The sequence below is a fragment of the Pseudarthrobacter quantipunctorum genome (assembly GCF_045291495.1).
GTDB lineage: Bacteria > Actinomycetota > Actinomycetes > Actinomycetales > Micrococcaceae > Arthrobacter > Arthrobacter quantipunctorum.
Window position 1 is genome coordinate 3,002,067 of sequence record NZ_CP148033.1, and the last position, 14,780, is coordinate 3,016,846.

Annotated in this window: 16 protein-coding genes; 7 read left to right on the top strand and 9 right to left on the bottom strand. The window is 66.6% G+C overall.

The window, feature by feature from the left end; all coding sequences use genetic code 11:
* Positions 1–50 precede the first annotated feature (50 nt).
* The 3 genes from WHH00_RS13575 to WHH00_RS13585 all read left to right on the top strand — a co-directional run bounded on the left by WHH00_RS13575 (position 51) and on the right by WHH00_RS13585 (position 2,514).
* Positions 51–1,364, top strand: a complete 1,314-nt coding sequence (locus WHH00_RS13575) for a GAF domain-containing protein (protein WP_406633528.1) — start codon at positions 51–53, stop codon at positions 1,362–1,364.
* 125 nt (positions 1,365–1,489) lie between these two features.
* On the top strand, positions 1,490–1,939 hold the full coding sequence (locus WHH00_RS13580; RefSeq protein ID WP_231454480.1) for a DUF4383 domain-containing protein: 450 nt from the start codon (positions 1,490–1,492) through the stop codon (positions 1,937–1,939).
* Positions 1,940–2,094: 155 nt separating this feature from the next.
* Positions 2,095–2,514: a hypothetical protein gene (locus tag WHH00_RS13585; RefSeq protein WP_406633530.1), complete on the top strand. Its 420-nt coding sequence runs from the start codon at positions 2,095–2,097 to the stop codon at positions 2,512–2,514.
* A gap of 3 nt (positions 2,515–2,517) precedes the next feature.
* Here WHH00_RS13585 and WHH00_RS13590 read toward each other — a convergent pair whose 3' ends face one another.
* Entirely contained in the window at positions 2,518–3,774 is a 1,257-nt protein-coding gene (locus tag WHH00_RS13590; RefSeq protein ID WP_406633532.1) for a S8 family serine peptidase, read from the bottom strand.
* A gap of 164 nt (positions 3,775–3,938) precedes the next feature.
* Between WHH00_RS13590 and WHH00_RS13595 the strand changes: the two genes are divergently transcribed.
* Positions 3,939–5,528: an alkaline phosphatase D family protein gene (locus WHH00_RS13595; RefSeq protein WP_406633534.1), complete on the top strand. Its 1,590-nt coding sequence runs from the start codon at positions 3,939–3,941 to the stop codon at positions 5,526–5,528.
* Between the two features lie 72 nt (positions 5,529–5,600).
* Here the strand turns inward: WHH00_RS13595 and WHH00_RS13600 are convergent, their stop codons facing one another.
* Entirely contained in the window at positions 5,601–6,005 is a 405-nt protein-coding gene (locus WHH00_RS13600) for a hypothetical protein (protein ID WP_406633536.1), read from the bottom strand.
* Here WHH00_RS13600 and WHH00_RS13605 point away from each other — a divergent pair.
* On the top strand, positions 5,989–6,375 hold the full coding sequence (locus WHH00_RS13605) for a hypothetical protein (RefSeq protein WP_406633538.1): 387 nt from the start codon (positions 5,989–5,991) through the stop codon (positions 6,373–6,375). The genes WHH00_RS13600 and WHH00_RS13605 overlap by 17 nt on opposite strands.
* 21 nt (positions 6,376–6,396) lie before the next feature.
* Here WHH00_RS13605 and WHH00_RS13610 read toward each other — a convergent pair whose 3' ends face one another.
* Together WHH00_RS13610 and WHH00_RS13615 are read right to left on the bottom strand one after the other, a co-directional pair.
* A complete protein-coding gene (locus WHH00_RS13610; protein ID WP_406633540.1) occupies positions 6,397–7,179 on the bottom strand; it encodes an SDR family oxidoreductase in 783 nt (260 codons plus the stop codon).
* 238 nt (positions 7,180–7,417) lie between these two features.
* Positions 7,418–8,908, bottom strand: a complete 1,491-nt coding sequence (locus WHH00_RS13615; protein ID WP_406633542.1) for a GntP family permease — start codon at positions 8,906–8,908, stop codon at positions 7,418–7,420.
* A gap of 145 nt (positions 8,909–9,053) precedes the next feature.
* Here WHH00_RS13615 and WHH00_RS13620 point away from each other — a divergent pair, with 145 nt between their 5' ends.
* Positions 9,054–9,788, top strand: coding sequence for a FadR/GntR family transcriptional regulator (locus WHH00_RS13620; RefSeq protein ID WP_406633544.1), 735 nt, complete (start codon positions 9,054–9,056; stop codon positions 9,786–9,788).
* Positions 9,785–10,561: an SDR family NAD(P)-dependent oxidoreductase gene (locus tag WHH00_RS13625; protein ID WP_406633546.1), complete on the top strand. Its 777-nt coding sequence runs from the start codon at positions 9,785–9,787 to the stop codon at positions 10,559–10,561. Before WHH00_RS13620 ends, WHH00_RS13625 begins: the two co-directional genes overlap by 4 nt.
* Before the next feature lie 69 nt (positions 10,562–10,630).
* On the opposite strand, the gene WHH00_RS13630 is transcribed toward WHH00_RS13625, so the two are convergent.
* From WHH00_RS13630 to WHH00_RS13650, 5 genes are all read right to left on the bottom strand, one after another.
* A complete protein-coding gene (locus tag WHH00_RS13630) occupies positions 10,631–11,176 on the bottom strand; it encodes a flavodoxin domain-containing protein (protein WP_406633548.1) in 546 nt (181 codons plus the stop codon).
* A 119-nt stretch (positions 11,177–11,295) separates the two neighbouring features.
* Complete coding sequence (locus WHH00_RS13635) at positions 11,296–11,622, bottom strand: putative quinol monooxygenase (RefSeq protein ID WP_406633550.1); 327 nt, start codon at positions 11,620–11,622, stop codon at positions 11,296–11,298.
* A 67-nt stretch (positions 11,623–11,689) separates the two neighbouring features.
* Positions 11,690–12,862 carry a Gfo/Idh/MocA family protein gene (locus WHH00_RS13640; RefSeq protein ID WP_406633553.1) on the bottom strand — a complete coding sequence of 391 codons (1,173 nt, stop codon included), beginning with the start codon at positions 12,860–12,862 and terminating at the stop codon, positions 11,690–11,692.
* 68 nt (positions 12,863–12,930) lie between these two features.
* Positions 12,931–13,746 carry a sugar phosphate isomerase/epimerase family protein gene (locus tag WHH00_RS13645; RefSeq protein ID WP_406633555.1) on the bottom strand — a complete coding sequence of 272 codons (816 nt, stop codon included), beginning with the start codon at positions 13,744–13,746 and terminating at the stop codon, positions 12,931–12,933.
* 47 nt (positions 13,747–13,793) lie between these two features.
* A complete protein-coding gene (locus WHH00_RS13650; protein ID WP_400634211.1) occupies positions 13,794–14,780 on the bottom strand; it encodes an ABC transporter permease in 987 nt (328 codons plus the stop codon).

A 14,780-nucleotide genomic window follows, 5' to 3' on the forward strand; every position in this document is an offset into this window, starting at 1 on the left:
GCGTTGCATTCAGCACCGCCGGACGAGGGCGACGGCGGTGGGAGGGAGCCATGGACCACGGCCTGAAGTTCTCGGACCCGGCGGCGTATTCGCGGCTGCTGCGCCGCGCCCATGAACAGGTGATCTCCGGCGTTCCGCGGCCCGAAATCCCGGAAGGGCTGGCCAGCTCCTGGCGCCGCTCCATGGCGCTGGGCATCAGTCCCGACCAGCACAGCCCACGCCACCTGCACGAGGCGTCCGAGGTGCTGGAACTGCGGCGGGCGCACCGGCTGCAGCAGGTCATGCCCGCGCTCAGCGAGCTGCTGGCGGACGACTCCAGCGACGGGCGGCACCTGCTGGTGCTGACGGACGCCGGCGGCGAGATCCTGTGGCGGGTGGGCAGTGCCCAGGTGCTCCGGCGGGCGGACCGGCTGGAGTTCTCCGAGGGCGCGGACTGGTCCGAGGCCGGAATCGGCACCAACGCCATCAGCGAGGCGCTCGTCACCGGCCGCCCGGTGCAGCTGTTCTCCGCCGAGCACCTGGTCCGCACCCACCACGAATGGGCCTGCACCGCAGCACCCATCAGGGATCCTTTGACGGGTGCGTTGCTGGGCGTGCTGGACGTTTCAGGGCCGCTGGAGTCCCTCACCGCGGACACACTGCGCATGGTGCGGTGCGCCGTGAGCATGGCGGAGGCGCTCCTGAGAATGTCCGACGCCGGCACGCCCCTGGGTGCCCCTTCCCCCGTTCCTGTTTCCCGGCAGTCCTCCCGGACCGGATCGGCTGCACGGCCGGCGGCTGCAGTTGCGTCGCTTGAGCTGCTCGGCGACCAGCCGGCCGCGTTCTTCCGGGACGGCAGCCGCGTGCCGCTGACGCTGCGCCGGGCGGAGATCCTGGCGCTGCTGGATTCGAGGAGCCAGGGCTGGAGTGCCGAGGAACTGGCCTATGAGCTCCACGGTGACGCGGGCATTGCGGCATCCATCCGCACCGAGATGTTCCGGGTCCGGTCTCTGCTGGGCGATGCCATTGCATCCAACCCTTACCGGCTGGGTGAGGGGCTCGCCGGGCGGTCGGACGCGGGCCAGGTGCTGCGGCTGCTGCGCGAGGGCAAAGCGGCTGCGGCGCTGGAAGCCTACCGCGCTCCCCTGCTCAGCCGCTCCGGAAACATGGCCATACAGCTCCTGCGGGACCGGCTGGACCTGGCACTGCGGGCAGCCGTTCGTGCCAGTACGGACCCCGCTCTCCTTATGCGGTGGCTGTCCACGGACATGGGCTCGTCGGACATGCCGGCGGTGGAGGCGCTGGGGAAACTGGTGGGCCTGCGCGATGCACGGTATTTGTCATTCAGTGCCGGAGCCGCAGCGGCGGATGCGAAACTCGCTTAGCAAATTCTTTTGTCACTAAACCCATCCGACGTGCGATAACGCCGCGAATAGCAGGCATAACCCCTTGGGTTAGCAGGAATATAAACCGGCTAATCCATAAACGCATATCGTATGAGGAGACTATTGTGGCAACACACACCAGCACCGGGATGGCTACCCGCACCAACGTCCAAAAGGCATCACTGGCAGTCGGCGCCGTGTTCCTGCTGGTCGGCATCCTGGGCTTCGTTCCCGGGATCACGGCCAACTTCGACCAGCTGCACTTTGCCGGCCACCACTCCGAGGCCCTGCTGCTGGGCCTGTTCCAGGTCTCGGCCCTGCACAATATCGTCCACCTGCTGTTCGGCGTGGCCGGCATCGCCCTGGCAAAGACGGCCGGCGGCGCCCGCTCCTACCTTCTCTACGGCGGCGCCATCTACCTGGTGCTGTTCGTCTACGGCCTGGTGGTTCCCCAGGACTCGGCCGGCAACTTCGTGCCGCTGAACAGCTTTGACAACATCCTGCACCTGGTGCTGGGCATTGGCATGGTGGCCCTGGCACTGGTCCTCACCAAGGGACACAAGGCCCGCGCCTAAAGGTGATCCGCGGCGGCGCCCCCGCCGCACCAGAACCACAATGGCCCCGGCCGCAGCTTCCCGCTGCGGCCGGGGCCATTCGCGTGGATGGCCTGGACGTCCGGCGGGACTAATGGCACTTCTGCACCGGGGGCATCGCATGGGAAGTTGCAGGGGTGAGCAGGACACCCCGGCGGAACCCCCGGCTGCGGCAACGTGAGGCTGCCGGCAACGGGACAAAGCCCAACCATGCTGCCGTCGTCGCTATCAAGTCAGTCCACACGCTGGCGTGGCTGTCGATTGAGTCGTGCGTTGTTTACCTGCTCATCACCGGCCTGGCCGGACGCACCGACAAACGTGCGGGCGTAGCTGCAGCAGTGGTTGCCACCGAAACCCTGGTGTTCGCCGGAAACGGGTTCCGCTGCCCCCTCACAGGCCTGGCCAAGCGGTACGGCGCCGAGTCCGGCTCCGTCACGGACATCTACCTGCCCAGGTGGTTCGCGCACAACCTGCCGGCCATCCACACTCCCCTGCTGGCACTGATGGCCTACCTCCACGTGAGAAACCTCCGCCGCGGACGGGCAACGGGGTTATAGCTTTCAGCCTGCAGGCGGCGGCGGTTGGACCGCATTGTTCGCATTGACACGGCCCTTGGCCCAGTAGGTGCCGGTGCCGGGGATGTTGTCGGCGCTTGATTGGACCTTTTCCCGGATGGCCTGATTGTCCAATTCTGGGTTGACGCTCCAGGCGAGGGCTGCCGTGGCCGCAACAATTGGCGCGGACATCGAGGTGCCGTTGCCCACGTCGTAGCCCATCGAGCGGTTGTTTTGCGTTCCCAGGTAGAACTTGTGGTTCGGGAAGGTGGAGTAGACGTTGACGCCTGGGGCAGCGATGTCCACCCAGCTTGCCCCGTAGGTGGAGAAGGAGGCCTTGGCGTCCTTGTTGTCGGTGGCTGCGACGGCGATGACGTTGGTGTATCCGGCCGGGTAGATTTTGGTCTGGTTCCCGCCGTTGCCCGCAGCGGCCACCAGCACGGCGCCCTTGGCCCAGGCGTTGTTGACGGCAGTCTCCAGAGTGCGTGATGCCCGGACGCCGAGGCTCATGTTGATCACCTTCGCCCCGTTAGTGACCGCCCAGTTGATCCCGTTCGCAAGGCCTGAGCTCGAACCCACGCCGCTGTCGTTGAGGACTTTGCCGTCCAGGATGCTGCAACCCGGACATACCCCGGCAACGCCGATGGTGTTGCCTTCGGAGGCGGCAACGGTACCGGACACATGTGTGCCGTGGCCGTAGTTGTCCTCGCCGGTGCTGGCACCACTGAAGTTGCCCCGTGCCACAACCTTCGGTGTGATGTCCGGGTTGTCGCTGGCAACTCCGGAGTCGAGCACGGCCACCCGGATGCCATAGCCCTGGGTGACGCCCCACGCTTCAACGGCGTCCACGTCCGCGTCCGCTGTGCCCCCGCCGACAGTCAGCGTGCCGGCGGTGTTCGTGAAGGACTGGCCACTGTTGTTCAGTGCGTACTGGCGGTCGATGTACTGGTCGGCGGCAGCGGGAGTGACGATTTGGTCCGGCTCGGCGTACTCGACGGCCGGGTTGCGGCCCAGGGCGTCAACGAGCTGGAGTTCTTTCCCGGCCGGAACCTTGATCAGGCGGGCGCCGGTGCCGCCGATTTCTGGTCCGTCGCTGAGGCCGTACCCGCGCAGCACCGCGGCCGCTGCGCCGTGGTCCCGGAACTTGACCATGATCTGCCCGGCTGTATGGGACGGGCCGGCCGCGGCGCCCGGGGCTGCCAGTGTGAGGCCGCCCAACACCAACGCTGCCGCTGCGAAACTGGCCGTAAGAAGTCTTTTCATCCCGTCATTTTGCTCCCCGCAGCCCTGGCTGGATAGGGGCTTCAGTGGAGTTGTTGGGCGCAGCAAAAGGAATCTGACCAAAAAGACATCTCTTGTCACGCAGTTAACTGTCCATTTACATTCCCCTCAAGACCTGTCCAACCGGCCTCCCTAGGTTCGGACGCATGGACAACATCTCCCGCAGATCCCTCATTTCCGCCGGCTTGGGTGCCGGGCTTGTCGCCGCCCTGCCGGGTGCCGCCGTCGCCGTGTCAACAGCAGACGACGCCGGCCTCCGCACCGACCCGTTCATGCTCGGCATAGCGTCGGGCGAGCCGTGGCCGGACGGCTTCGTGATCTGGACGCGCCTGGCGCTGGACCCCCTGGCCGAGGACGGCCTCGGCGGCATGCCCGCACGCCCGGTCCCCGTGGCCTGGGAAGTGGCTGAGGACGCAAGCATGCGCACCGTAGTAGCCCGCGGCGTCGAACACGCCCGGATTGAAACCGCCCACTCCGTCCACGTGGAGCTCCAGGGCCTCAAGCCCGGCCGCGAATACTTCTACCGCTTCCGCAGCGGCCGCCACCTCAGCGCCGTGGGGCGCACGCTCACCAGCCCCGCGCCGCACGAGACGCCTGCCGCGCTGGCCATGGCGTTCGCCAGCTGCTCGCAGTACGAGCATGGCTACTTCACCGCCTACACGCGCCTGGCCGAGGACCAGCCGGACCTGGTGCTGCACCTGGGCGACTACCTGTACGAGTACAAGAAGGACAGCTACGTGATCGGCGGCGGCAACCCGCGCGACCACCAGGGCCCGGAGACCACCACGCTGCAGGGCTACCGGCAGCGGCACGCGCAGTACAAGTCCGACGCCGACCTGCAGGCAGCGCACGCGGTGGCGCCCTGGCTGGTGGTGTGGGATGACCACGAGGTGGACAACAACTGGGCGGACGAGATCCCGGAAAACAGGGACGCGGGCCAGCTCAACGACACCACCGAGCGGTTCCGCCAGCGCCGCGCCGCCGCGTTCCAGGCGTACTACGAGAACATGCCGCTGCGGAGGTCCTCGGTGCCGGCCGGGTTCGACATGAAGATCTACCGCACCATCCAGTGGGGCCAGCTGGCCAACTTCCACATGATGGACACCCGGCAGTACCGCGACGACCAGCTGGCCGGTGACGGGTGGAAGAAGAACGTGGCCGAACGGCTCGCGGAGAACCGGACCATCACCGGCGCGGAGCAGGAGAAGTGGCTGCTGGAGGGGTTCCGGAACTCCACCCAGCGCTGGGACATCCTGGGCCAGCAGGTGTTCTTCGCCGAGCGGGACCGGGCGCAGGCGCTGGAGATCGACGACGTCTCCATGGACGGCTGGGACGGGTACACCGCCTCCCGCCGCCGCATCACCCAGGGCTGGCTGGATGCGAAGGTGCGCAACGCCGTCGTGCTCACCGGCGACGTGCACCGCAACTGGGCCAACGACCTCAAGGTGGACTACAAGGATCCGGCCTCGCCCGTGGTGGGTTCGGAGCTGGTGTGCACGTCCATCACCTCCACCGGCAACGGCACCGGTTCCACCACGGACCCGGTCATGGCGTGGAACCCGCACCTGAAGTTCTTCAACGACAACCGCGGCTACGTGAACACCAAGATCACGCGGGATGCCATGACGGCGGACTTCCGCACGCTGGACTACGTGACGACGCCGGGCGCACCGGTTTCGACGAAGGCGTCCTTTGCCATCCAGGACGGCGTGCCGGGCCTGCAGGCGCGCGGGTAACTTCTCCCGAAGTACGAGGCGGGGCGGTGAGCATTTCTGCGGGCCGCCCCGCCGCTGGCTGCTAGGCATGCGTTATTTGAGGCTCAGTACCTCGTCGATGGGGCGGCCGTTGACGAACACCTGGGCGCTCGTGGCCCCGGCCGCTGCCATGGCCGTGTATTCCAGCTGCGCCTTCGCACGTGGAACGTCGCACACGCCGCCCAGCATGAACTGCCCGGTGAGGTAGATGGTGATGGTGCTGCCGGCCATCTCCCCGCCGGTGTAGGTGAGGTTTGACTGGTACAGGACGTTCACGAGCCCAGAGAGGCCGACGTCGCGGCTCTTGTTCGCGAGCAGGGCCTCGATGCTGGGACGCACCTGGTCAGTGAAGCGGACCGGCGCCGTGGTGGTGGCCACGAGGCTGTCGCCGCAGCCGATCAAGGGACCGGAGACGCCGTTGTCGTCAACGGCCACGTAGTAGATGGTCAGCGGGGCCACCTGTTCCGGAAGCCCTCCCGGGGCAGGTTCCTCCGTAGGCGGCGGGCTTGCGGGAGCGGACGACGGCGGTGCCCCGGCTGTGGAGGGCGGGGTCACCGGCGCGCTGGTCGCCGCGGTGGGGCCCGCCGTCGTGGCTGGTGCGGCCGCGCTGGTGGTGGGTGCCGCCGTCGTTGTTGGGGCGGTGGAGGTACTCGTGGGCGCCGGGGCCGGCAGGCCGAAGCACCCTGTGAGAATGACCAGGGCGCTGAAGGTGAGAACGCTGAATACCGAAAGCCTGGGCCTGGTCATGATGCTCCCTCGGGTGCAGACGCTGGGTTCGAGCGCCTACTTTGAAGCTACGCCGGTGCTGCCCTCCGGAACAGGGACTTAGGTCCGACGCCGGGCGCCCCGGTCACCAAACGGAGTCGCCGCGCAGGACGACGTCGCTGCCGCCGTCGACGTAGATGACCTGCCCGCACAGGTGCGTGTTCTCCTCGCTGTTGAGCCACGCCAGCAGGCGGGCGACGACGATGGGCTCGGCAATGCCGTTCAGCGGCATCGGGACCACGTGCAGCAACTGCTCCCGTGCTTCCGCGGTGGCGATGAGGCCGGCTGTCATCGGGGTGGCGATGATGCCGGGCGCTGCGGCATTCAACGGGATGCCGGCCCCGGCCCACGCCGCTGTGGCGGCCTCGCGGCGGACCCACCGGGAGAGCGCCAGCTTGGCCGAAGCGTAGATCAGTTGTCCCGTGGTTGCCGGATCCCTGGCCAGGACCTCGGCGCGTGCCATGGCCGCTGACTCATCCCCGTCGGTCAGCAGGGCAACCAGCTCACCGTCGCTGGGCAGGAGGGCGGCCATTGAGGAAACGAGGACTGCCCGTGGAGCCTCTGATCCCGCCAGAAGGGGCCGGAGGCCTTCAAGGGTGGCCACCGTGCCGAAGAAGTTCACGGCCACGGTGGCGGGCGCCGGGACGGCCAGGCCGGCGACGGCGTAGACGGCATCGATGGATCCGCCGCTGATCCTGCCTGCCTCCTGGACCAGGGCGGCGCGCCCTTCAGCGGTGGAAAGATCCACCACCACCTCGGCGTCGTGGATGTCCACCCCAATGACGCGTTCGCCCCGCTGCTCGAGCAGGTCTTTCGTTGCCTTCCCGATGCCCGAGGCAGCGCCGGTGAGGACAGATGTGCGGGGCATGGTGCCTTCTTTCCCTGGCTATCCAGCGTGTGGCTCCACTTTGCCCGGCTGCCCTCCGTGCGGCCAGAGTCCAAGGGCCCGTGGATGGGACGGCGGTTGTCCCCGCCCTCCGCGGCCAGGGGGGCGGCGGCAGGGTTGCCGGCGAGATTCGCGGCCCAACACGGAAGGGCCTGGGCCCGGTTTGAAACCGGACCCAGGCCCTCACGGCGCTTTGGTCAGAGACCTACAGCGGAGCGGCTCAACCCAGGATGAGGTTCAGGATGAACAGCAGCGGGATGGAGCCAGCCCAAACGGCGGTGGTGATGCCGGACCAGCCGCGGAGCGCCGCGGTGCCTTCGAGCCCGGTGAACCGGGTGACCACCCAGAAGTAGGAGTCGTTGAAGTAGCTCAGAATCATGGATCCGGCGGTGCAGGCCATGGCTGCCACCAGCGGGTCGATGCCCAGCGTGCCCACCAGCGGGGCCGTGACGGAGGCGGCGGTGATCATTGCCACCGTGCCCGAGCCCTGGGCCAGCCGGACCAGGGTGGCCACCAGGAACGGCACCAGGAAGGCGGGCAGGGCCGTGGCGGCGATGGCCTCGGCCAGTGCGTCACCCACGCCCGAGCTGCGGAGGACCTGTCCCAAGGCACCGCCGGCACCGGTGATCAGCAGGATGAGGCCGGCCGAAGCGGCAGCCTCGGCAAACCAGTGCTGGACCCGGCTGCGCGGGGTCCACCGCGGCAGCAGGACGTAGACGGCCAGCAGGACGCCGATGATCAGCGCGATCACCGGGTTGCCGATGAAGGCGAAGGGAACAACCCAGGCGGACGGCTCGTACTTGCCGCCCACAACGCCCTGGGCGTTCTGGTCCATGGCGCCGGTGACCGTGTTCAACACGATCAGCAGCAGCGGGACCAGGAGGGGCAGGGAGGCCAGGAATGCACCGACGCGGTGCGGCTTGGCGCCCTCCGGCGGGGTGCCCAGATCCAGTTCGGGATCATCCGGCAGGTCTTCGTCCTGAGCAGGGCTGTCGTCGGCGGTGATGGTTCCCGTGCTGCCGTGGTGGGATCCGTCGGAAGCACCCACCAGTGCGGCGCGGCCGTAGACGGCTTCGCGGACTTCCTCGGTAACGGCGCTTTCGAGCTTGGGTCCCATCCACTTGGCGTAGGTCACGGCAATCGGCAGGAGCAGGACGGTGAACACCAGGCCGGTAAGGATGACGGCGCCCAGGTCCGCGCCCAGCAGGCCGGTGACGGCAAGGGGTCCGGGGGTCGGCGGGACCAGGTGGTGCGTCAGGGTCATGCCGACGCCCAGTGCCAGGGCCAGGGTTACGTAGCCGGCGCGCTTGACCCGTGCGATGGAGCGGGCCAGCGGGTTCATGATCACGTAGCCGGAGTCGCAGAAGACCGGGATGGACACCAGGGCACCCACGGTGCCCATGGCCCAGGGCTCCCGGCCCTTGCCGAAGAGCCGCAGGAAGGCCAGGGCCAGCGCGTTGGCGGCGCCCGAGACTTCAAGGATCTTGCCGATGGCCACGCCGAGCCCGATCACGATGCCGATCGAGGCAAGGGTGTTGCCGAAGCCTGTGGTGATGGCTTTGACGATGTCGAGGGGGCTTTGGCCGGCCACGAGGCCGGTCACAAGGGCGGCGATGAGCAGCGCGACGAACGCGTCGAGCCGGGTGCGCAGTACGAGCACGACGATGGTCGCGATGCCCAGTACCAGCGCAAGTAGCAGTTGTATATCCACGTTGATGTACTCCTTGGGGACAAGAGCCCGGGCGCGCTGCCCGGCTCTCCTCGAAGGACGCCAGTGCCTTTTGGAATTGACTCCGTCGAGTGACGGGTGCCACACTATCGGGACATAAGACATCTGACAAGCCAACGGAGGAGGGATGCCGGTGAGCCGCATAACGCTGGCGGACTCTGTGTTCGCCGACCTCCTGGAACGCATCCTCTCCGGCGAGCTCCCGCCCCAGTCGTCGCTGCCGGCGGAGGCGGAGCTGGCCAAGTCCGCCGATGTCAGCAGGCTGACGGTCCGCGAGGCCCTGAAGACCCTGCAGGCCCAGAACATCGTCACGGTGCGGCGCGGCCTGGGAACCTTCGTCAACCCGCCGGAGGAATGGACGGGCCTGGAGGCCATCCTCCGCGCAGCCGCCCGCGGCACCGGGATCGACGAGGCAGCGCTGAAGCTCCTCGAGGTCCGCCGCATCATGGAAACCGGGGCAGCCGAACTGGCCGCCCGGCACGCCACACCGGAGCACTTCGCCGCCATGGAGAAGTCGATTGCGGACCTGGAAACAGCGCACGAGGCCGCAGACCTGGACGCCGTGACGCTGGCGGACCTCGCCTTCCACAACGTGGTGTTCAAGGCATCGGCGAACCCGTTCCTCCCGGCGCTGCTGGGCCAGCTGGGCCACCTGCTCTACACCACCCGCCGGGAAACCTCGGCGTTCCCGGAAGTCCAGCGCCATGCCCTGGAGCACCACCGGCTGGTCCTGGCGGCGATTGCCACGGGAGAACCGGAAACAGCCCGCAGGGCCATGGACGAGCACATCAACCAGACCTACGACGACTACGCACGCTTCATCAAAGCCCAGGAATCCAACACAGGAGTTGAACCAGAATGACCGAAACCACCGCTTTTCCCACTGCACGCACGGCCGTCCTGACCGGCGCTGCCTCGGAGCGCGGCATTGGCCGCGCAACGGCAGACAGGCTGGCCCGCGAGGGCTGGAACATCGCCATCCTGGACATCGACGGCGAGGCTGCCGCCCTGGCCGCCAAGGAAATTGCGGACAAGCACGGCGTGCAGTCGCTGGGCCTCCAGACGGATGTGTCGGACGAGGCGTCCATCGATGCCGCCATCAGCCGCGTGGAGGCGGAACTGCCTCCCATCGTGGCGCTGGCCAACATCGCCGGCATCAGCTCACCGCGGCCCTTCATGGAGGAAACCAAGGAAGGCTGGGAGCGGGTCTTCGCGATCAACATGACAGGCACCTTTCTGGTGACCCAGCGCGTGCTTGGCGGCATGATCGACCGGAAGCTTGGCCGGGTGGTGAGCATCTCGTCCATCTCCGCCCAGCGCGGCGGCGGCACCTACTCCAAGGTCGCCTACAGCTCCGCCAAGGCCGGCATCATCGGCTTCACCCGGGCGCTGGCCCGCGAGATGGGCGAGCACGGGATCACCGTCAACTGCATCGCCCCGGGGCCCGTGGACACGGACATCATGGGCGGCACCCTGACCGATGAGCGGAAGAAGGAGATGTCCAAGGACATCCTGGTGGGCCGCGTGGGAACAGTGACTGACATGGCCGCTTTGATGGCCTTCCTCATGGGCGAGGACGCCGGCTTCATCACCGCGGCCACCTACGACATCAACGGCGGACTGCAGGTTTCCTAAAGCGGTTTCAGGCGGGCGCGCACGTCGCCACTCCTAAGGGGCACGACGGCGGCGCGCAGGCCACCGTCGTCAAGCGGTGGCGCTGCCTGGGGAGGTAGGCGACGCTGGTGTGGCCAGCTGGGCCGCGATCTCGTCGGTCCAAGCGTCGATAGCGGTCCAGTCCCGGAAGTCCCCGAAGCGGCCGCCGGTGAGCCGGAACAGGAAGCGCAGCGCTGACGACATCTGGTCTGCCTTGTAGACGCCGGAGAACATGCGGTGGCCGCGAAGCGCAACGTCCTGGGGCAGCACTCCTGCCAGGCGTGCCTGTTGCAGTGCCGCCCCTTTTTTGCGGAAAGGCTTCGGCAGTGCGTCGGCCATCCCCACGTTGAAGGCCCAGACGGGCCGCTTGGCCAGCTCGGGCGCATGCCGGGCGAAAAACTGGTCGGCCGCGGGCAACCACGACTGATTGTGGACGGCGCTGCCAATCACCACGGCGTCGTAGCCGGAGACCGACTCGACCTCGTCCACGGACCGGCACTCGACGCCGTCCAGCGTGGACGCCATGCGGTCCGCTATATGTTGGGCGATCTCCTGCGTGGAACCCATCGCGCTGGCATAAGCAACTAAAACAGTCATGGGTGTCCTCCAATCTTGCCTTCTCCATATTGATGGACCGCGCGGCGGCGGGGACGTGCCATTGGTCCCGAAATGGTCACCGAACCCCGGGGGCAGGGGTTCGCCGGAGGCCGTTTCGTTTAGGGCCCGGTAAGGGGCGTGATGGGAGTTACGGAGAACGGTGCAGCAAGGAGTGGCTGCACCCCTTTCACGAATTCCTTCACATGGTCTTCTTCGTTGTGGGCCTTGAGGTCCTCGTGGCGGGCCCATCCCTCAAAGAGGACGAACGTACCGGGCCTTTGGTCGTCAGAGAAGACGGTGTATTCCAGGCATCCGGCGTCTTTTCGGCTCGCGGACTGCAGCCCAACGAGTGCTTCATGAAGCGCTGCTTCGTGCCCTGCTTTTGCGGTGAACACTGGCAGCAGCCAGACCTGGGCTTCGCCCTGGCTCACTGTTTGGTGCGTCAATTTCTCGTCCTCGGGTGCTCTTGTGCCCGCGGAAGGGGCGGCAGGATCGCCGCCCCCTCCCGTTGGGTCATGCGTTGATCTGCGGAACTTCGACCCACGATTCTTTGGCAGCGGACTCAACGATTGCGTCGTCGATGAGCGCTACCTGATAACCGTCAGCAAAACTCGGGCTCACGCTGCCGCCTTCCGCGATGGCCTTGAAGAAGTCGTAGGCCTCGATGATCTTGGTTTCGCCGTATCCGATGCCGAGAGCAGGGATGGGCCAGAGTCCTTCTCCGTAGGGGTGGGCGGGCCCCGTGTAAACGGTCCGGAATCCGCGGCGGTCGGCCTGGTCGGACGCGAAGCAGACCTGGAGTTCGTCGCGCCGCTCGTAGTTGAAGACGATGCTGCCTTCAGTTCCGTGGATTTCGAACGTGATGTAGTTGTTCCGCCCGTGGGCATTGCGTGTTGCCTCTACAGATCCCACAGCGCCGTTGGCGAAACGGATCATCGTCATCACTTCATCGTCCACATCGACTTCGCCACGCGGGCCCTCCCCGCCTCTCACAGTGCCGAGCGCGTCAGCACCACCGGTTTGGAGGGGCCGCTCGGGAATCCAGGTGGACAGGAGGGCGTTGACGGCGCTGAACTCGCCGACGAGGTACCGGGCCATGTCGATGACGTGCGTGGCGATGTCGCCCAGGGCGCCCGAGCCTGCGATCGATTTCTGGAAACGCCAGGACAACGGGGAGTTAGGGTCGGCGCTCCAGTCCTGCAGGTAGGTGCCGCGGAAGCTGAGGATCCGGCCAATGGCGCCTTCCTCAATGTATTTCTTGGCCAGTGCAACCGCGGGAGTGCGCCGGTAGTTGAAGGCCACCATGTGGACGAGGTTCTTATCCTTGACCGCGTCGTACATGGCCTTGGATTCCTCGCCTGTGCGTGCCAGCGGCTTTTCACAGATGATGTGCTTGCCCGCCTCGGCCGCGGCGATCGCGATTTCGGCGTGGAGATGGTTGGGTGTGGCGATATCCACGACGTCGATGTCCGGATCGTCGATAATGCTGCGCCAGTCCGAGGTGGAGTTCTCGAAGCCGAAGCGCCGGGCAGCCTCCGAGGCCAGCTCCGGGTTGGCCTCGGCGATGACCTTGCGGACCGGAAGGGCCGGTGCCGGCCAGAAGAACATGGGCATGGCCGCGTAGGCCAGTGAATGGGCTTTGCCCATGAAGCCGCCTCCGATGAGGCCAACATTGAGGTTCTGCATGTGAATCTGGTTCCTTTCGGAAAAACGGTGGGAGCGCCTGCGGTGGCGGCCCGTGATGGCTGGTGGAGTCAGAGGATTTTCTCGAGGTACTTCTTGCTGATCTCGGCGGCTTCCCGGGGATCGCCGTCGTAGCCGTCCAGCTCGACCATGAGCCAGCTGTCGTAGCCGCTCTCCCGGATGGCGGCGAGGATGTCCGGGAAGTCGAGTTCGCCCTGGCCCAGGGGCAGGAACGCAAACGGGTCCCGCCGAAGGTCCTTGAGGTGGACGTGCCGGATCCTGTCGGGGTATTTCCGGATGACCGCGGCCGGGTCCGCTCCCCCGGCCGCAAGATGGGCGGTGTCGGGGCAGAAGCCGATCCGGGTGAGCGGCATGAGCTTGTCCAGCTCGTCCGGGCTTTCCACGATGGTGGTCAGGTGCGGGTGGTAGCTGGCGGAGAGCCCGAAGCTTTCTGCGATGTCCGTGACCCTGTCCAGGGCCGTGCCGAGGCGGTGGTAATCCTCTTCGGTGGTTCCGGCCGCACGGCGGGCGCCCCCTCCGACTACCAGGCGTTCCGCCCCGAAGTCCGCGGCCAGTTCGGCAGCCCGGTGGATCCGGTGCAGTTCGTCGGGGAGGATATCGGCATAGATGAAGTTGGCGCCGGTATACACACTGGTCAGGGCAACTCCGGAGGTGCCCAGTATTTCCTTGAGCTCCTCCGGCTTATCCGCGTATTCCGCGAGGTTGCCATCAAACATCTCAACGCCCTCGTAGCCCACCGATGCGATGTCCTGGACGGCGTCCTTCATGGACCCGTGGGTCATGTAGAAAAGGTCCTTGACGCTCGTCACACCTTGGGGGTGGCCCACCACGCCGCCCCAGGTAATGGAACAGTAACCAAGTTTCATTGCTTGTGCCTTTCAGGTGCCACAGGAGATTTTGGAGAACATGGGTGCTACTTCTTCCGGGCCAGTGCGACGGCCAGGATGATGATTGCGCCGCGGACCACCTGCTGCTGGCTGCTGTCGAGGCCGGCCAGGATGAGTCCGTTGTTGATCAGGCCGATCAACAGGGCGCCAAAGAGGGTGCCGATGATGGAGCCGAACCCGCCGAAGAGGCTGGTTCCGCCCAGGATGACGGCGGCGATGGCGGAAAGCTCGTCTCCGGAGCCCCACTGGAACCGTCCGGACTGGAGGCGGCCGGCGTAGAGCATGCCGGCGACGCTTGCCGCCATGGCCGAGATGAGGAGCACCTGGAATTTGATGCGCTTGGTGTTGATGCCGGTGAAATCTGCGGCGTTGCGGTTGCCGCCCGTGGCCAGGACCTGGCGGCCGAACTTGGTGCGGTTCAGCACCACGGCGCCGATGGCGACGAAGATGGCGCTCCAGACCACCAGGCCAGGTATTGGACCAAAGTTGCCGGATCCGAACAGCGTGTTGAACGTGTCGTTCAGGATGGGCTGGGGCGCCGATGCGGTGATCCATTGGGCAACGCCCACGGCTATCCCCAGCATGCCGAGTGTCACCAGGAAGGACGGGATGCCAAGGAGGCTGACCAGGGCACCGTTGATGGACCCGACCACCAGTCCGACGGCGAGCCCGGCCAGGATGCCGGGGATCAGGCCAAACTGGGACAGGGCCATTGCCGTGCACACACTGGAGAGGCCGGCCACGGATCCGACGCTGAGGTCGATCTCCGCACACGCGATCACGTAGGTCATGCCGACGGCGATGACGGTGATGGTGGCGGTCTGCCGGAAGATGTTCAGCAGGTTGTTCGGCGACAGGAAGCCCTGGTCTCGGAGCAGAACGGCGAAGAAGAGGAAGACGACGACGAAGCCGATGTAGATGACGTAGCGCCGCCAGTCGAGGTCCTTGAGGATGGTGCTGATATTGCGGGGGGCCGCGGTGTCCCGCGGCGCGATGGTGTTTGCCTTGCTCAC